The sequence below is a fragment of the Streptomyces sp. NPDC004629 genome, from assembly GCF_042873595.1.
Lineage (GTDB): Bacteria > Actinomycetota > Actinomycetes > Streptomycetales > Streptomycetaceae > Streptomyces.
The window spans coordinates 1-17,505 of sequence record NZ_JBIALO010000033.1; the positions used below are offsets into that span (position 1 = coordinate 1).

Here is a 17,505-nt window from a genome sequence, read left to right on the forward strand (position 1 = left end):
GCGGGGTGAGGGGATGTTCTCGTACTGTCTGTCGGAGCCGGAGGCGGGTTCGGATGCGGCGGGGATGCGGACGCGGGCGGTGCGTGATGGTGATCACTGGGTGTTGGACGGGGTGAAGCGGTGGATCACGAATGCGGGGGTGTCGGAGTTCTACACGGTGTTGGCGGTGACGGATCCGGGGGCGCGGTCGCGGGGGATTTCGGCGTTTGTGGTGGAGAAGTCGGATGTGGGGGTGTCGTTCGGTGTGCCGGAGCGGAAGTTGGGGATCAAGGGGTCGCCGACGTGTGAGGTGTATTTCGATGGGGTGCGGATTCCGGCGGAGCGGATGATCGGTGCGGAGGGTACGGGGTTCGCGACGGCGATGCGGACGTTGGACCATACGCGGATCACGATTGCGGCGCAGGCGTTGGGGGTGGCGCAGGGGGCGTTCGAGTATGCGAAGGGGTATGTGCGGGAGCGGCGGCAGTTCGGGCGGCCGGTGGGGGACTTCCAGGGTGTGCAGTTCATGCTGGCGGACATGGCGATGAAGATCGAGGCGGCGCGGCAGTTGACGTATGCGGCGGCGGCGAAGTCGGAGCGGGGGGATGCGGATCTGACGTTCCAGGGGGCGGCGGCGAAGTGTTTTGCGTCGGATGTGGCGATGGAGGTGACCACGGACGCGGTGCAGTTGCTGGGTGGGTATGGGTACACGCGGGATTATCCGGTGGAGCGGATGATGCGGGACGCGAAGATCACGCAGATCTACGAGGGCACCAACCAGGTCCAGCGCGTCGTGATGGCCCGCAACCTGCCCTGACCGGCCCCGCCGGCAACCTGCCCTGACGCCGCCCCCGCACCGCCCGCCCGTCAGCTCTCGTACCGCCGCGCCGCGGCGGCCAGGCCGGGCTGGAGGCGACGGGCCGCGCTCAGATGGTCGGCGGTCCAGATGAGGCGGACCGCCGTGTCGGAGGCCCGCCCGTGCCCGTTCAGCAGATCACGGCGTACGGACTCGACCAGTCCCGCCGCGCTGTCCGGGTCGGGCGGCAGCGGATCGGGCACGGGCTGCGGTCCGCCGAGACACCCGGCCAGATCCCGGTACCAGCCGGTCACCCGGCCCGCCGCGGAGAGCAGGACCAGCCGGGCGGCGGCCCGGTCGGCCCCGTCGGACGGGTCACCGGCCCGCCGCCACAGCCCCAGCACGGCGTCCGCGGCCAGCCGCAGCCCGACGATCCCCGTGACCAGGGCGGTCATGTCGGCCAGCGGCACGGGCTTGGCGCCGCGCTCGGCCAGATAGCTGCGAAAGGCGTCGTCCAGGCGCCGCGCGGACGCGGCCGCCGCACGCCCCTGCTCCAGCGGCGCCCCGGCCCGCACCGGCGGCCTACCGCACCTGCCGACGGCGTACTCCACCGCCCCCGCCAGATAGCGGGCACTGTCGGTGTACGCGGCGGCCAGCGCCCGGTCGACCGCGGCCGTGGCGCCGCGCGGCCAGAAGAACAGGCCGACCAGCACGCTCACCGCACAGCCGAGGCCGATGTCCTGGATCCGCAGCAGCACGATGTGCCAGTTGGGGTTCTGGCCGATGCTGAACAGCACGACGAGCGTGACGGTGAAGGCCGCCTGACCCGCCGTGAACGAGACGGCGGCCGGCGCGATGCCGGCGACGAGCACGGCGAGCGGCAGCAGGAACCAGAGCGCGGTGCCGTGGTGGCCGATGAGGTGCAGCAGCCCCGCGCCGACGACCGAGCCCGCGAGGGTGCCGCCGAGGGCGCGTACCGCGTTCTGCCCGGTGCTGAGCGCGTTCGACCGGAGCACCGACAGCGTGCCGAGCAGCACCCAGAAGGAGTGCTGGACACCGGTCACGTCGGCCAGGGCGACGGCGATGCCCAGTCCCAGCGCGCCGCGCAGGCTGTTGTGCAGCCACACCGAGTGCGGCTGGAGATGGGCCGCGGCCCGCTCGCGGGCGGCGGCCAGCGGCCCTGCGAGCGCCCTGGGGTCGCGGCCCAGCAGCCGCTCCGGCCAGGTGCGCCGCTCCGCCGCCGTGGCCACACGCACGTTGTCCGCGACCTGCAAGGTCGCGGACCCCAGTTCCTGGGCGCGGAAGGACACGCCCAGGGCTCCCAGGAAGGCGCGGGCCTCCGCCTCGGTCCCGGGACGGTGGTGCACCGGCACCCGGACGGTGGCCGCGCGCTCCAGGCCCGCCACGGCCGTGCGGAGTTCCGTCGCGGCGGCCGCGATCGTGTCGGGTGCGGTGCACGGACGGGCGAGCAGGTCGGCGGCCCGGTCGAGGACCGCGGCGGCGGCCCGCAGCACGGCGTGGGCGTCCGCGTCGCAGGCACGGCAGTCGGCCGTGCGCTGTCCGGCGTCGGCCGCGACGGCGGTGAGCCAGGTCAGCTCGTCGACGAGCCGGACGAGGGCACGGGAGCCGGCGGACAGACCCGTGGGCCGGTACGGGGTGGCGTCGAAGGCGGAGCGCAGATCGGCCGCCGCCGACACGGTCCGCGCGGCGAGTTCGTCGCGGCGCGCGGCCGTCGGCGCGTCCGGCGCCCCCGCCGACCGCGACACATGGGCACGCAGGTGTGCCGCCGCCGCGCGGCACACCCGAGCGGCCGGCGCGCTGAGCGGGTCGGCGACCGGCCGGGGCCACAGCAGCAGGACCGCGAGCAGCGCCGCCAGCGCGGCGAGCCCCGCCCCGGCCAGCCGCGCCGGCACCTGCGACAGCGGCGCGGGCGAGGTCACGGGCAGGACGAACGCCATCAGCAGCGAGGTGGTCGCGCCCGCCAGCACGGAGCTGACCACACCCGAGAACAGGACCAGGAAGCCGACCGCCACCATGACGGCAACCGCCGCCCAGGTCACCCCGGCGACCAGCGAGCCCAGACAGATCAGCACCGCCCAGGCCGCCGCGAGACCCAGATAGGCCCGCAGCCGCTGCACCGTCGGACCGGTGAAATCGACCAGCAGCAGCATCGAGATGGACCCGAACGCGGCGTAGGTCGCCATGACGGGCGAGCCGATCACCTGACCGCACAGGGCGAACAGGGCGGGCATGACCAGTGCGGTGCGCCCGGCCCGACGGGTCGCCGCGAGGTCCGGGTCGTGCGCGCGCAGCCACGCCAGGAGCCTCGTCGGCCGGGTGCCGCCCCGTTCTCGCATAGGCCCGCACCTCCCGCGGTCGGCCCGTCCACCTGCCTGGACGACGTCAGTATCGGCCACACCGGACGCGCGTACCCGGTGCGCCGGGCCGGGCGGGGCGGGCCGGCGCACCGTCTTCGGTGGCTGTCTCAGGCGGCGTACGGGTACGCGGTGTAGGTGAGATAGCCGCCGTCGCCGCCCTGGTAGTACGTACTCGCGTCGGCCGGGGCGATCGGCAGTGCGGCTGCACCGGGAGCGGCAGCGCGAGGCCGCCGCGGTCGGCTCACCCACGCATCCCGCGGAACCGCCGGCGCCCGCGGCATCCGCATGCCCGGCACATCGAGCTTGAGCGGCCCGAGGTCCGCCACATCGTCCTTGTCGGACTGCGCCATCGGGAACCCCTCGCCGTCGGTGGGCTCGACCGGCGTACGGGAGAGCAGCGGGGCGTCGGACAGCAGTACCCCGCGTGGGTCCATGGCGACCCCGCGAGGCAGGGCGCCGAGCGACCAGGGCTGCACCGGCGACACCGGCACCGGCGGCGGGGCGGACGCCGAGGGCGCCGGAGACGATGCCGTGCGGCCGAGTACCGTCGGCGTGACGCGCACCACGCCCGCACCTCCCGGCCCGCCGCCACCCACAGGAGCCCTCAGTGACCTACGACATCGGTGCCATCCGCTCCCAGTTCCCCGCCCTGGCCGCCGGCATCGCCCACTTCGACGGCCCCGGCGGCACCCAGACGCCCCGGGCCGTCATCCGGGCCATCGGCGACGCGCTGGCCCAGCCGCTGTCCAACCGGGGCCACGAGGCGCCGGGGGAGCGCAACGCGGACACCATCGTCACCGAGACCCGCCGGGCCATGGCCGACCTCCTGGGAGCGCAGCCGGCCGGGATCGTCTTCGGCCGCAGCGCCACACAGCTCACCTACGACTTCTCCCGCACCCTCGCCGCGACCTGGTCGCCCGGCGACGAGGTGGTCGTCACCCGCCTCGACCACGACGCCAACATCCGGCCGTGGATCCAGGCCGCCGAGAGGGCCGGTGCCACCGTGCGCTGGGCCGACTTCGACCCCGCCACCGGCGAACTCACCCCGGACGACGTCCGTGCCGTCGTCTCGGAGCGCACCCGGCTGGTCGCCGTCACCGCCGCCTCCAACCTGATCGGGACACGCCCCGCGATCGCCGAGATCTCCCGTCTGGCGCACGACGCGGGGGCGCTCACCTATGTCGACGGCGTCCACCACACCGCGCACACGCTGGTCGACCTGGAGCGGCTGGGCGCGGACTTCTTCGTCTGCTCGGCCTACAAGTTCCTCGGCCCCCACCACGGCGTGCTCGCCGCCCGGCCCGAGCTGCTGGAGACGCTGCGCCCCGACAAGCTGGAGCCCTCCACCGACGCGGTCCCCGAACGGTTCGAACTGGGCACGCTGCCCTATGAGTTCCTGGCCGGCACGCGGGCGGCGGTCGACTTCCTCGCCGGCCTCGACGCCCGCGCCACCGGCTCGCGGCGCGCGCGCCTTGCCACCGCGTTCGACGCGCTGGAGGGCCATGAGCGCACCCTGCGCGACCGGCTCGACAAGGGGCTGTCCCAGCTCGACGGCGTCACGGTCCACTCCAGGGCCGCCGACCGCACCCCCACCCTGCTGCTGACCTTCGATGGGCGCGATGCGGCGGACGCCTACCACGTCCTCGCGCGGCGCGGCGTCCACGCGTCGGCCGGATCGTTCTACGCCGTCGAGGCGTCCCGCCGCCTCGGCCTCGGTGACCGCGGCGGCCTGCGCATCGGGCTCGCGCCCTACAACGACACCGAGGACGTCGACCGGCTGCTGGCCGGGCTGTCCGCGTACCTGGCGGGCTGAGGCACCCGATGAGACCCCGGGACACGACGAGACCCCGGACACCTGGACGCGAACCGGCCCCACAGGACCGCACCGCCGGACCGCACCGCCTGGGCGGAGCGTCGTCGTGGCGGGAAGGGGGTGGGGCCCGGCCGGTGGGAGCCGTTCGGCCGGTTCGTCGTCGGTGGGTGCCCCCGGCGGCGTGACATGCGATGCCGTGGCAGGCTCGATGGTGACCCCGGCCTGTGCGCCGCGCCGGTGCGGGCCGTCGGCCCGCGGGTCCTTGGAGGCGGATATGACCGTGAGCCGCATCGGTCTGGTCGTCCACGGCGGGCGCGCGGAGGCCGTGGACGCCGCCCGGGCCGTCCGCGAGTGGAGCGCGCAGAACGATGTGCGCTGCGCGGACATCGACGTGTGGCAGGAGGGCGTGCGGCACAGCGCGCAGGAGGAGATCGAGGCCGCGGGCGACCCCGATCTCATCGTCACCCTGGGCGGCGACGGCACGTTTCTGCGCGGGGCCCGGCTGGCGGCGGAGCACGACGCCCTGGTCCTGGGAGTCGATCTCGGCCGGGTCGGCTTCCTCACCGAGGTCCCCGCCCCCTCCGTGCGCTGCGCACTGGACGCCGTCCGGGACGGGCGGCTCAGCGTCGAGAGCCGCATGCTGCTCACCATGCGCGCCTCGTGCCGGCTGAAGGTGCCCGAGGGCATGGAGGCGCTCCTGCGGTACGGCCGCGGACCCCTGCTGCCGCCCCCGCGGGTGCGCGCCGACTGCGAGACCGGGGACGAATGGGGCATCGCCCTGGACATCACCGCGCTGAACGACGTCGTGCTGGAAAAGCTCGCCCGGGACCGGCAGGTGTCGGTGGGGGTGTATCTGGCCGGCCGGCTGCTGGCGTCCTACTCCGCCGACGCGCTGCTGGTGGCCACCCCGACCGGCTCGACCGCGTACAGTTTCGCCGCGGGCGGCCCGGTCGTCTCGCCGCGCGCGGAGGCACTGATCTTCACGCCGGTCGCCCCGCACATGACGTTCAACCGGTCCGTCGTCGCCGCTCCCGACGAACCCATCGCGCTCAGGGTGCTGGAACGCTCCGGCCGGGCCGCCGTCAGCATCGACGGCCAGCTCCGCGGCGTCCTGAACCCGGGGGACTGGATCGGGGTGTACCCGTCGCCGCGCCGGCTCCGCGCGGTGCGCCTCGGGCCGATGGACTTCTACGGCCGGCTGCGCGACCGCATGAACCTCACCGACGCCCCGGCCGCGGTCGCCGACGGCTCCGCGGCACCGCTGTGGCCGGTCCGCTCACCGCCCCCCGGTGATCTCGCGCACCTCGCGCTCCCTCCACGTCCGGATGCGGGCGGCACCCTGCCGAACAGGCCGGCCCGCTGACCGCCGAGGCGGGCTGGGTGGCGCGTTGATTGCTGGGGCGGGCTGGCCGGCGCGTCGACTGCTGAGGTGGGCTGGGTGGCGCGTTGATTGCTGACGCGGACCGGCCGCCTGCGTCGTGGCCCGCCCCGGCCACCGGTCCCCGTCGGGGCGGCCCGAGGGCGGCACGGAGCGGACCGCGGCGCATGGCGCCCGGTGCGCCCCGTCTGCCGCAGCACCGGATGTCGTCTGCCGCAGCACCGGAGGTCATGCCCGCCCGGCGTCCTGCTGGAGGCGAGGGAACAGTGGTCGCGCCGCGGGCACACGCCCTTCGACCAACGTCACCTGTTCCCTGATCCGCGCGGCGGCGTCGGGCACGAAGGGGCGCAACTCGTCGGCGAGCACCCGGCACGCCGAGACCAGGGTGACGAGGACGGCGTCGAGCAGCCGCGCCGCCGCGGCGTCGCCCTGCCGCTCCGCCCGTGCCAGTTCCCAGGGCCGGGTGGCATCGACCAGGCGGTTGGCCTCCTCCACGATGTCCCAGACCGCGTGGAGGGCCCGCCGGAAGTCGAAGCCGGCCAGGGCGGCGTCGACCAGTCGTGGCGCCCTCCGGCAGGCGTCGGCCAGGGCCGGCCCGGTGGCCGGCGCGGGGCCGGCGGCGGGGAGCACTCCGCCGCGAAAGCGGTGCACCATGGTCACGACGCGGTGGACGAGGTTGCCGAGTCCCTTGGCGAAGTCCGCGTCCGCGCGGGCGGTCAGGCGGTCGGGAGTGAAGTCGACGTCCCCGACCCGGGGCACGTCCCGCAGCAGCCACCAGCGCACCGCGTCGGTTCCGTGGGCCGCGACCAGCGCGGCCGGATCGACGGTGGTGCCCGCAGACTTGCTGATCTTGCGGCCGCCGACGGTGAGGTAGTCGTGGACCAGGATGTCGGTGGGCAGCGGGAGGCCGGCCGACAGCAGCATGGCCGGCCAGTACACGGCGTGGAAGCGGACAACTCCCTTGCCGACCAGGTGGATACGGCGTTCGCTGGTTTCCCACCACCGGGTGTAGGCGGCGTCGCCGGTGCCGTAGCCGAGGCTGGTGATGTAGTTGCCGAGGGCATCCCACCACACGTAGACGACCTGGCTCGGGTCGTCGGGCACGGGGATGCCCCAGCCGCGGGCGCGGTCGTGGGAGCGGGAGACCGAGAAGTCGTGCAGGCCGCCTTCGATCAGGGCGAGGACCTCGTTGCGGCGGGCCGCGGGCTCGATGCGCAGGTCACCGCCGCAGATCAGCCGGTGCAGACGGTCGGCGTAACGGGACAGCCGGAAGAACCAGTTCTCCTCCGCGACGAGTTGGGGTTCGGTACCGTGCTCGCTGCACCGTCCGTCGACCAGTTCGTCAGGGGTGTAGAACTGCTCGCAGCCGACGCAGTACAGGCCCTCGTACGGGGTGCGGTAGAGGTCGCCTGAGGCTGCGCACCGGCGCCACAGGCGTTCCACTCCGATCCGGTGGCGCGGGTCGCTGCTGGTGCGGATGAAGTCGTCGAGCGAGAGCGCGAGCGGGCCTTGCAGTGCGGCGAAGGCGTCGGCGTTGCGATCCACGAACGACTGCACGTCGACGCCGGCTGCCTCGGCGGCCAGGACGTTCTTCAGGGAGTTGTCGTCGGTGCCGCCGAGCAGCCGGACCTGCTCGCCCCGGTGACGGTGGTGACGAGCCAACGTGTCCGCCTGGACGAGTTCCAGGGCGAAGCCGAGGTGCGGGCGGGCGTTGACGTACGGAATGGTCGTGGTGATGTAGTGGCGTCGTGCGGTCATGGGTCCTCCTACCGGGTGGCGGGGCCCGGTCGCACAACGATCGAGGCCCCGTTGCGGGGCCTCGCATGCGCTACGCGTGCGTGCTCAGCGGCCCCGTCGGCGGGGCATCATCCGGTGCTGAGGCGAACGCGTGATCATGTGGCCGATCGTAACAGCGGAGCCTGCCGCCGAGCCCGCCCTTTTTCCCGTTCTCGGCGGACGGCGTACCGGCCGGTCCCGTCTCCCTGAGCACCACCACCCGGCCACCGGCACGCGCACGGCCGGGACGAGGTGTACGGCCGCGGCCGTGACTTGGACGGGGCGGGTGCGGGTAGGGGTTCAGCCGCGTGCCGCGGCGGTCGGGCGTGGGGGCCGTGCCCGGCCGAAAAGCGGCGGCCGGGCGGCCGAACGGCGGTCGGCAGCGGCCAATTTGAGCCGTTGACTTGTCCTAGGCATGACAATCCAATCTGTGAAGTGTCACTCTGCTGAACGCACCTTCACATCCCCTCCACGGGGCACCGCCGGGCGCATACCACGCAGCCGCCCGGCGCCGCGTCCCGTGCACCCGCGCGCCGCCGGACGGCCGTACCCGGCCTCACCCGCTCTCCCGGGCTCCACCGAGTCCGCCCCACACAGAAGGAGAACGCCCTTGTTCCGGCAGGACCGTTACCCCCGCCGTTCCAGATACACCGCCGCCCTCGTCCTGACCGCCGTGGGCACCCTGCTCGCGGCCGGCGTACAGACCGGCACCGCCGTGGCCGCCGACCGGGGCGGCTCCGCGAAGATCAAGGCGACCCCGCGGGCCGCCGCCGCGCCCGCCCGCCTCTCGGCGACGCAGCGTGCCGCACTGCTCAAGAGCGCCACCGCGTCCGCCGCGGGCACGGCCAAGGCGCTGGACCTCGGCGCCAAGGAGAAGCTCGTCGTCAAGGACGTCACACAGGACGCCGACGGCACCACCCACACCCGCTACGAGCGCACCTACGCCGGACTGCCCGTCCTCGGCGGCGACCTCGTCGTGCACACCGACGGCGCCCGGCTCACGGTGTCGAAGGCGACACGGGCCGACCTCGCCGTGCCCACCACCACGCCGAAGGTCCCGGCGGCCACCGCCAGGACGAAGGCACTCGCGGCCGCCACCGAGGCCCGCGCCGAGCGCCCCGCGGTCGACCGCGCCCCACGGCTCGTCGTCTGGGCCGGCACCGGCCGGCCGGTCCTGGCCTGGGAGACGGTGGTCGGGGGCGTCCAGCACGACGGAACGCCCAGCGAACTGCACGTCGTCACCGACGCCGCCTCGGGCAAGCAACTGACCGGCTTCGAAGGCGTGCAGACCGGCACCGGCACCGGGCAGTACAACGGATCGGTGCCGCTCGGCACCACGCTGTCCGGTTCGACGTACCAGCTCGTCGACGGCGACCGCGCCGGCCACCGCACCTACGACCTGAACCAGGGCACCTCCGGCACCGGCACCCTGTTCACGGACGACAACGATGTCTGGGGCGACGGCACCCAGAGCAACCGTCAGACGGCGGGCGTGGACGTGGCCTTCGGGGCCGCCGCGACTTGGGACTACTACAAGGACGTCTTCGGCCGCAACGGCATACGCAACGACGGGGTGGCCGCCTACAGCAGGGCCCACTACGGCAACAACTACGTCAACGCGTTCTGGTCCGACAGCTGCTTCTGCATGACGTACGGCGACGGTTCGGGCAACGCCAACCCGCTGACCGCGCTCGACGTGGCCGCGCACGAGATGAGCCACGGCGTCACCAGCGCCACCGCCAACCTCACCTACTCCGGTGAGTCCGGCGGCCTGAACGAGGCGACCTCGGACATCTTCGCCGCCGCGGTGGAGTTCCACGCCGGCCTGGCCGCCGACGTGCCCGACTACATGGTCGGCGAGAAGATCGACATCAACGGCGACGGCACCCCGCTGCGGTACATGGACGAGCCCTCCAAGGACGGGGCGTCCCGTGACTACTGGAGCTCCACGCTCGGCAGCGTCGACGTCCACTACTCCTCGGGCCCGGCGAACCACTTCTTCTACCTGCTGTCCGAGGGCAGCGGGGCGAAGACCGTGAACGGCGTCGACTACGACAGCCCGACCTACGACGGTCAGCCGGTGACCGGCATCGGCATCGACAACGCCCAGCGCATCTGGTACCGGGCGCTGACCACCTATATGACGTCGAGCACCGACTACGCGGGCGCCCGCACCGCGACGCTCCAGGCCGCGGCCGACCTGTTCGGCGCCTACAGCCCCACCTACCTCGCCGTGGCCGACGCCTGGGCGGCGATCAACGTGGGCCGGCGGATCGCGCTCGGCGTCAACGTGGCTCCCATCGGGGACCAGATCAGCGGCGTCGGGCAGGAGGTGTCGCTCCAGACGGACGCGTACACCACCAACTCGGGCGCGGGCCTGACCTATTCGGCGACCGGGCTCCCGGACGGCCTGACCCTCGGCGCGACAGGTCTGATCTCCGGCATCCCGACCACGACCGGCACCAGTGATGTGACCCTGACGGTCACCGACGACACGGGTGCGAGCGCCACCGCCTCCTTCACGTGGCGGGTGGCCGACATCTACGCCAACGCCACCCGTGTCGACATCCCCGACGCCGGCGCGGCGGTGGAGTCCCCGATCACCGTCACCGGCCGGACCGGCAACGCCTCGGCCACCACCCAGGTCTACGTCAAGATCGTGCACAGCTACCGGGGCGATCTGACCGTCGATCTGGTCGGCCCGAACGGAACCGTCTACTCGCTGCTCAACCGCAGCGGCGGCTCGGCGGACAACGTCGACCAGACCTTCACGGTCGACGCGTCGGCGCAGCCCGTCTCCGGAACCTGGAAGCTGCGGGTCCAGGACCGCGCCTCGATCGACGCGGGCTACCTCGAACAATGGCAGCTCACCCCCTGACCGAACCCACACCACCCGACCCCCCGGGGACGCACCCCGCGCCCCGGGGGCCCAGGTGAACTACGCGCCCGGCCACGCCGCGCTGCCGACTCCCGCCCGCGGGCGCGGTTCGCGGTAGTGCAGGCGCCCCAAAGGGGCGCGGGGAACTGCGCGCTCAGCCACGACGCTGCCGCGGCGGGTCGACGGCGCGCTGCCGGCTCCCGCCCGCAGGTGTGGTTGGCGGTGGTGCAGGCGCCCCGAAGGGGGCGCGGGGAACTGCGCGCTCGGCCACGACGCTGCCGCGGCCGGTTGACGGCGCGCTGTCGGCTCCCGCCCGCGGGTGTGGTTGGCGGTGGTGCAGGCGCCCCGAAGGGGGCGCGGGGAACGGCGCGCTCGGCCACGACGCTGCCGCGGCCGGGCGGCGGCACACTGCCGGCTCCCGCTCGTCGCCCCTGGCGGTGCCGGGTGCCGGACCGGCCGCGGTGGGGGGCAGGCGCCCCGGAGGGGGGCGCGGGGAACTGCGCGCTCGGCCACGACGCTGCCGCGGCCGGGCGGCGGCGCGCTACCGGCACCGCCCCTGTCATGTCAGACCCCCCGCGGCCAGCGCCTGGCATGACAGACCCCGCCGCGGCCGGCACCCATGGGGATCAGCAGGCGCAGCCCGACGCTGCGAAGGTCAGCGCCAAGCGTACCGTCGCCCGGCCACCGCCTTGAGCGTCGTCTCACCCTGCTCCAGCAGCCCGCTCCGTACGGTCAGCCGACGCGTCCGGGTGGCGGTGAGCGCCACGTACGTGGGTCTCCCGTCCGCCCAGTCGATGTCGACGACGGCCCCGCCGCGGGCGCGCAGCCCGCGGACCGAGCCGTTCGGCCAGGCGGCGGGCAGGGCGGGAAGGATCTCGACGACATCGTGCTGGCTCTGCAGCAGCATCTCCACCACCCCCGAGGTGGCACCGAAGTTGCCGTCGATCTGGAACGGCGGATGGGTGTCCCAGAGATTGGGCAGCGTGGACGACTTGAGCTGTTCGCCGAGCATCCGGTGCGCATGGTCGCCGTCCCGCAGCCGCGCCCAGAAATTGATCTTCCACGCCTTGGACCAGCCGGTGCCCCCGTCGCCGCGCGCGGTCAGGGACACCTTGGCGGCCTCGGCCCAGGCGCTGCCGGGTTCGATCTGCCGGCCGGGGTGCAGCGCGAACAGGTGTGAGACGTGCCGGTGGTCGTCGGCCGGGTCGTCCAGGTCCTCCTTCCACTCCTGCAACTGCCCCCAGGACCCGATGCGCAGCCCCGGATCGAGATCGGCCAGGGCCTGTTCGACCCGCCGGCGGAAGGCAGGGGAGTCGCCGAGGACGCGGGCCGCCTCCAGGGTGTTGGTGAACAGGTCGTGCACGATCTGCTGCGACATGGCCGCCCCCGCCGTGAAGTCCCCGTGCTCGGGTGAGTAGCCGGGGGTGACCACGAGCCTGCCGTCCCGCGGGTCGGTGCGCAGATTGTCCAGCCAGAACTCGGCGGCCTCCTTCATCACCGGGTACGCCGTGCTGCGCAGATAGTCCGTGGATCCGCCGAACCGGTAGTGCTCGTACAGCTGTTGGGTGAGCCAGGCCGCCGCCTCCGGGAACCAGAACGAGGTGGCCCAGTCGTGGACGCCGGTGAAGCCGTACGGGTTGGTCTCGTTGTGTACGACCCAGCCGGCCGAGGCGAACATCTCGCGGGCGGTGTGCCGCCCGGGGGCGCGCAGGGCCTCGACGAAGCGGTGGTGGGGAGCGGTCGTCTCGGGGAGGTGGGCGGCCTCGGCGAGCCAGTAGTTCATCTGCAGGTTGATGTTGACGTGGTAGTCGGCCGACCAGGGCGGCGTGGTGCTCTGGTTCCACACGCCCTGGAGGTTGGCGGGCGGCGAGCCGGGCCGCGAGGACGCGATCAGCAGATAGCGGCCGTACTGGAAGAACAGGGCTTCCAGGGCACGGTCCGCGGGGCTCGTGCCGCCGGTGTACGAGGCGAGCAGCCGGTCGGTGGGGACGTCCGCCGTGGACGACTGGCCGATGTCGAGCGCCACCCGGCCGAACAGCGCGCGGTGGTCGGCGATGTGCCGGGCCTTCAACGCCTCGTAGCCGTGCCCGCTCGCCCGGTCCACGGCGGCGGTGACGGCGGAGTGCGGGTCCGCGCCGCGGTAGTCGGGGTGGGTGTCGGCGTAGTCCGTGCCGGCCGCGAGCACGAACCAGGCGCCGTCCGCTCCGGTGACGGTGATGGTGCCGTCGGCGCCGGATGTCACGGTTCCGCCGACGCTGCGGACCTGGACCTGCGCTGCAAAACGCAGCCCGTTGTCCGCGAGTGTGCCGCGTACGGTGAGCCGCCCGTCGGCCGCGGTGGCCGTGAAGTCCGTGCGCGGCGAGGAGTAGCGCAGCGTGCAGGACACCAGGCCGGACCGGTCCGCGAAGAGCCGGCCCACGATCACACGGTCCGGGTACGAGGCGAAGAACTCCCGCTTCCGGCGCACCCCTTGGTCGGTGTAGGCGACCGTCGCGACGGCATCGTCGAGATCGAGTTCGCGGCGGTAGCCGTCCGCGGCGGGTGGGCCTGCAAGGTCCAGATGGAGGTCGCCGAAGGTCTGGTAGGCGCCGAAGCCGACGCGCGGCTGACCGAGCCGGCCCGCGACGGCCTCCGGCGCGAGCCGCCGCACTTCGTCGAGGTCGTCCTGGACCGCCTGGACGGCGCCGGGGCGCGGGGTGCGCCAGTCGCCGTGGTCGTAGCCCTCCGCGGAGCCGGGGCCGCCCGTCCACAGGGTCTTCTCGTTGAACTGGAGGCGTTCGGAGGCGACGGTGCCGAACACCATGGCGCCCAGCGCGCCGTTGCCGATGGGCAGCGCCTCGCGCTCCCAGTCCGTGGCCGGTGCCGCGTACCACAGCACGCAGCGCTGGACCGGCCGGACATCGGCCGTCGATACGTCCGATGACTCATGGGCGGCGGCCTCGACCGATCCGGGAGTCGGCATGCCCAATGCAGCGCTTCCTGCTGCGACGGCACCGGCCCTCAGGGTGGTTCTGCGGGAGATGGACTGCGACTCTGGAGACATGCCTCGGAACCTAGAGGTCCGATCAACGGGCGACAAGGCTCATGACAAGCCGGTGCCGGTGCCGGGGGCGGTGCTGCGGGTGGCCGGTGCCATCGTGCCCCGGCACCATGACATCGGCCACCCGCAGCCGGACTCCTCGCCGCCCGCCGGTTACCGGGCGGCCCCGAAGTCCTGGGTCCAGTAGTCGCCGGGCTGCGCGAGTCCGACGCCGATCTCCTTGAACGAGCAGTTGAGGATGTTGGCCTTGTGGCCGGGGCTGGACATCCAGGCCGCCATGACCTGTTCGGGACCGGAGTAGCCGTAGGCGACGTTCTCGCCGTAGGCGCTCCAGGTGTAGCCGGCCTTCGTGATCCGGTCGCCCGGCATGGACCCGTCGGACCCCGTGTGCGACATGTTCCGGTGGGCCGCCATGTCCTCGCTGTGCGCCTGCGCGGCCTTGGTCAGCGTGTCGTTCAGGGTCAGCGCCGAGCAACCCGCCTTGCTGCGTTCGTCGTTGACGAGTTCGAGGATGCGGGTGGCGGCTTCGGACGCGGTCCCGGTGGCCGCCGGAGCGCTCGGGGAATCCGGGGCCGCGGAGGTGGCGGGCGCCTCGGCGGGCGCGCTGGGCGCGGCCGTGCTGGGCGCGGGCGCCGGGGCGCTGGGCGTCGGGGTGCTGGGCGCGGGCGCCGGGGTGCTGGGCGGGGTGGCCCTCCAGTGCCGGTGACCCCGGTGCCGGTCCGCCCACGACGGCGGGGCGGCGGCCTCGGGCGCACCGGTCTGCGACGAGTCCACCGCGGCGGGCGGGCCGTCCGGCGCCGCCGGGGCGCCGCCCCCGGAGTGGGTCCACTGCTGGTCCGCGCCGCGGTTCCCGTCCTGACTCCGGCCGGTGTTGTTCCACCCGCCTGTCGTCGTGGTGTCCGCCGCGCCGCTGAGCTGCTGCTGTCCGCCGCCGCCCGGTCCCTGCCAGTCGGTGCAGGCCGCCAAGGCGGCGGACGGGACGCCCACGACGCCCACGGCGATGGCCGCGACGAGTATGCGCCGGTGGTGATTCTTCTTGCGGTGGTTCCCCATGCGTGACCTCACTCGGTAATCGCCGAGCGCTCCTGGTGCGGTGTGCCGGCTGCGAAGACCCCGCCCGTCGACCGCGGCGAGGCCGTGCGCGTCGATTCTCAGGAAGGCTTCATTTGCAGCGCAAAGGCCCCTCGTACGATCACGCCTCGTAGGTCCGTGCGCCTCTTGTCAGCGGAGTACGAGCGTGCAGACCCGGCCTTGTGGTCGGTGCGGTCTTCTGCCGCACCGTCAGGATCGGTTTGCTGCAAAGGATGAAGCGAATGTGCCGACCGTCTGGCGGGCGCTCGCTCCCGGCGATGCGCACACGGGGATCAAGACGGACAAATCCAGAATGTCCCCGGAGGGGTGTCTACTACCCTGCCCGGCCAATTCCCGGAGTCGATGTGAGAGATGTCACGGAACCATCCGCGCCGGGCTCCCGTTGGCGTCGCCCCGAGCGTTCACGACGATCACGCCCGCTCGCCACCGTCTGCGGAAGAGCGGTCAGTCCTTGCGGCCGGTCGCGGCGACGGTCACGCCGAGGCCGATCATCGCGAGCCCGCCGACGCCGCCGACCAGCGAAAGCCGTCGCGGAGAACGGGCGAACCAGTCCCGGGCCGTGGCCGCGGCCAGTCCCCACACGCTGTCCGAGACGATGGCGATGACGTTGAAGACCAGCCCGAGCACCAGCATCTGGGCCGGCACATGACCCCGCTCGGGATCGACGAACTGCGGCAGCACGGCCGCGAAGAACACGATGGTCTTGGGGTTGGCCACACCCACCGCGAACCCCTCCCACAGTGTGCGCAGACCTCCCCGGTCCGCCTCGTCCGCGGCGAACGCCGCCTTGAGCGAACCGCGCTGCCGCCACGCCCTGACACCGAGATGCACGAGGTACGCGGCGCCCGCGAGCTTCAGCGCCGTGAAGACCAGCACGGAGCGCTCCACGACCGTCCCGATTCCCAGCGCCACGGCCACGACGAGCACACAGGCGCCGAGTGTGTTCCCCACGACCGTGGTCAGTGCGGCGCGCCGCCCGTGCGCCAGGGCCCGCCCGACCACGAACAGCACGCTGGGCCCGGGGACGACGATCAGCAGGAACGACATCGCAGCGAAGGCGAGCAGACGATCGGCGGACACCATGCCCCCATGCAAGCACGAAAGCCCCGTCCGCTCAGCCGATTTACCCCACCACCCGAACCACCAGGACCCCGGACACGTCGGCCTCACACGTGTGCGCGCGGGCCGTCGCCGTAGCGGTCGAAGAGGGCCTGCAGACAGTCCTCCAGCCGTCCGCCGACCACGGCGCGGCTGAGGTCGTTGCGCCCCAGTTCGCGCCAGGGTACGACCACCTTCTCGGCGTCCGGCGCGAAGGCCAGCGCGTCCAGCAGTCGCCAGTACAGGTGGTCGCCGGGATCGGCAGTGAGGGTTCCACCGGCGGCGACGTACTGGTCGGCGAAGCGCATCCCGATGGGCACACCGTGCAGCAACGCCAGGGCGGTCGAGCAGTGCGCCACGTCCAGGTCCGCCGGCCCCCAGGAGATCTCCACCCAGTCGACGACGCCGGTGATCCGCAGACTGCCGCCACCGTCGGCGCCGTCCCTGCCGCGTTCGTTGCTTTCGTCGCGTTCCTCCGCGAACAGGACGTTGCCCGGGTGGAAGTCCCGGTGCAGGAAGCAGGCCACATGCTCCGGGGGTTCGCGGCGGATGCCGTCCACGGCCCGTCGCCACAGCTCGGGTCGCCCGGTCCCGTCCGGCGGGCGCACCTGTGCGGGGGAGGTCCACGCCTGGTAGGCGCGGGGCCGATCGGCGCCGGACACCCGCACCCGGTGGATGCGCAGCAACTGACGGGCCAGCAACTCGGTGCGCTGCCCCACCCCGTCGTCACCCAGGCGCACGTTTCCGGGCAGCAGCGACATGAGCAGGGAAGGGTGGTCGCAGTGCCGTGCCGTCGCGTCCACGGCGATCGGCGTGGGTGCGGGTACGTCCGTGCCGCCGAGCAGGCGCAGCACGCTCGCCTCACGGGTCAGGAGACCCTCGGCGTGCCGCACGAAGAAGGGGGTGACGAAGGACCTCAGGACCAGCGAACGGCGGCCGTACGGTCCGTGGACATGGAGGCGGCGCATCACCGACGTCCACCCGCCACGCAGTCGTACCACCTCGTGGACGCGCTCTCCGTCCGACAGCCGCCGCTCCACCCAGGTACGTGTCGCCCGCCACTCCTCCTCGTCGACGGCCGCACCGCCGCGCTCCGGCCCGGCTCCCGCATCCGCGATCATGCAGGCAGGCTAGACACTTCCCGCGGACATGTGTCACTTTCGCGCCAACGGCCGTTACGCGCGTGCTGCTCCCGGGCCGGGGACGGCACACCCTTCTGCGACCGTGTCGATGGTCGGGGTTGCTTCGAGGGGCCCGGCCGCCTAGGGTGAATGCGC

The 17,505-nt window shown here is 73.3% G+C and carries 12 protein-coding genes; 5 read left to right on the plus strand and 7 right to left on the minus strand.

The window, feature by feature from the left end:
- Positions 1–796, plus strand: a 796-nt coding sequence (locus tag ACFYTE_RS34950) for an acyl-CoA dehydrogenase family protein (RefSeq protein ID WP_388719314.1), incomplete at its 5' end; no start/stop codon positions are given.
- A gap of 50 nt (positions 797–846) precedes the next feature.
- Here the strand turns inward: ACFYTE_RS34950 and ACFYTE_RS34955 are convergent.
- On the minus strand, positions 847–3,132 hold the full coding sequence (locus ACFYTE_RS34955; protein ID WP_388719316.1) for an FUSC family protein: 2,286 nt from the start codon (positions 3,130–3,132) through the stop codon (positions 847–849).
- 128 nt (positions 3,133–3,260) lie between these two features.
- Positions 3,261–3,719: a hypothetical protein gene (locus ACFYTE_RS34960; protein ID WP_388719318.1), complete on the minus strand. Its 459-nt coding sequence runs from the start codon at positions 3,717–3,719 to the stop codon at positions 3,261–3,263.
- 41 nt (positions 3,720–3,760) lie between these two features.
- Here ACFYTE_RS34960 and ACFYTE_RS34965 point away from each other — a divergent pair, with 41 nt between their 5' ends.
- Positions 3,761–4,966, plus strand: a complete 1,206-nt coding sequence (locus tag ACFYTE_RS34965) for a cysteine desulfurase-like protein (protein ID WP_388719320.1) — start codon at positions 3,761–3,763, stop codon at positions 4,964–4,966.
- A gap of 274 nt (positions 4,967–5,240) precedes the next feature.
- Positions 5,241–6,329: an NAD(+)/NADH kinase gene (locus tag ACFYTE_RS34970; protein WP_388719322.1), complete on the plus strand. Its 1,089-nt coding sequence runs from the start codon at positions 5,241–5,243 to the stop codon at positions 6,327–6,329.
- A gap of 243 nt (positions 6,330–6,572) precedes the next feature.
- Here the strand turns inward: ACFYTE_RS34970 and ACFYTE_RS34975 are convergent, their stop codons facing one another.
- Entirely contained in the window at positions 6,573–8,102 is a 1,530-nt protein-coding gene (locus tag ACFYTE_RS34975) for a methionine--tRNA ligase (RefSeq protein ID WP_388719324.1), read from the minus strand.
- A gap of 628 nt (positions 8,103–8,730) precedes the next feature.
- Between ACFYTE_RS34975 and ACFYTE_RS34980 the strand changes: the two genes are divergently transcribed.
- On the plus strand, positions 8,731–10,998 hold the full coding sequence (locus tag ACFYTE_RS34980; protein ID WP_388719326.1) for a M4 family metallopeptidase: 2,268 nt from the start codon (positions 8,731–8,733) through the stop codon (positions 10,996–10,998).
- Positions 10,999–11,653: 655 nt separating this feature from the next.
- Here ACFYTE_RS34980 and ACFYTE_RS34985 read toward each other — a convergent pair.
- The gene (locus ACFYTE_RS34985) at positions 11,654–13,876 is read right to left on the minus strand and encodes a glycoside hydrolase N-terminal domain-containing protein (protein WP_388719468.1); all 2,223 of its coding nucleotides are present in this window, start codon (positions 13,874–13,876) and stop codon (positions 11,654–11,656) included.
- A gap of 163 nt (positions 13,877–14,039) precedes the next feature.
- On the opposite strand from ACFYTE_RS34985, the gene ACFYTE_RS34990 reads away from it, so the two are divergent.
- Positions 14,040–14,225 (plus strand): hypothetical protein, encoded by a 186-nt coding sequence (locus ACFYTE_RS34990; protein ID WP_388719328.1) that lies wholly within the window; start codon positions 14,040–14,042, stop codon positions 14,223–14,225.
- On the opposite strand, the gene ACFYTE_RS34995 is transcribed toward ACFYTE_RS34990, so the two are convergent.
- The 3 genes from ACFYTE_RS34995 to ACFYTE_RS35005 form a co-directional block, all read right to left on the minus strand.
- A complete protein-coding gene (locus ACFYTE_RS34995) occupies positions 14,192–15,091 on the minus strand; it encodes a CAP domain-containing protein (RefSeq protein WP_388719329.1) in 900 nt (299 codons plus the stop codon). The two genes, ACFYTE_RS34990 and ACFYTE_RS34995, sit on opposite strands and share 34 nt — an antisense overlap.
- A 483-nt stretch (positions 15,092–15,574) precedes the next feature.
- Complete coding sequence (locus ACFYTE_RS35000; RefSeq protein WP_388719331.1) at positions 15,575–16,213, minus strand: LysE family translocator; 639 nt, start codon at positions 16,211–16,213, stop codon at positions 15,575–15,577.
- 83 nt (positions 16,214–16,296) lie between these two features.
- Positions 16,297–17,349, minus strand: coding sequence for a phosphotransferase family protein (locus ACFYTE_RS35005; RefSeq protein WP_388719333.1), 1,053 nt, complete (start codon positions 17,347–17,349; stop codon positions 16,297–16,299).
- Positions 17,350–17,505 lie beyond the last annotated feature (156 nt).

What these genes read in the sequence shown, in the direction of transcription:
- ACFYTE_RS34995 (WP_388719329.1), bottom strand. Translation starts at nt 15,091, where the DNA reads ATGGGGAACCACCGCAAGAAGAATCACCACCGGCGCATACTCGTCGCG.
- ACFYTE_RS35000 (WP_388719331.1), bottom strand. Translation starts at nt 16,213, where the DNA reads ATGGTGTCCGCCGATCGTCTGCTCGCCTTCGCTGCGATGTCGTTCCTG.
- ACFYTE_RS34975 (WP_388719324.1), bottom strand. Translation starts at nt 8,102, where the DNA reads ATGACCGCACGACGCCACTACATCACCACGACCATTCCGTACGTCAAC.
- ACFYTE_RS34970 (WP_388719322.1), top strand. Translation starts at nt 5,241, where the DNA reads ATGACCGTGAGCCGCATCGGTCTGGTCGTCCACGGCGGGCGCGCGGAG.
- ACFYTE_RS34990 (WP_388719328.1), top strand. Translation starts at nt 14,040, where the DNA reads ATGCCTCGGAACCTAGAGGTCCGATCAACGGGCGACAAGGCTCATGAC.
- ACFYTE_RS34955 (WP_388719316.1), bottom strand. Translation starts at nt 3,132, where the DNA reads ATGCGAGAACGGGGCGGCACCCGGCCGACGAGGCTCCTGGCGTGGCTG.
- ACFYTE_RS35005 (WP_388719333.1), bottom strand. Translation starts at nt 17,349, where the DNA reads ATGATCGCGGATGCGGGAGCCGGGCCGGAGCGCGGCGGTGCGGCCGTC.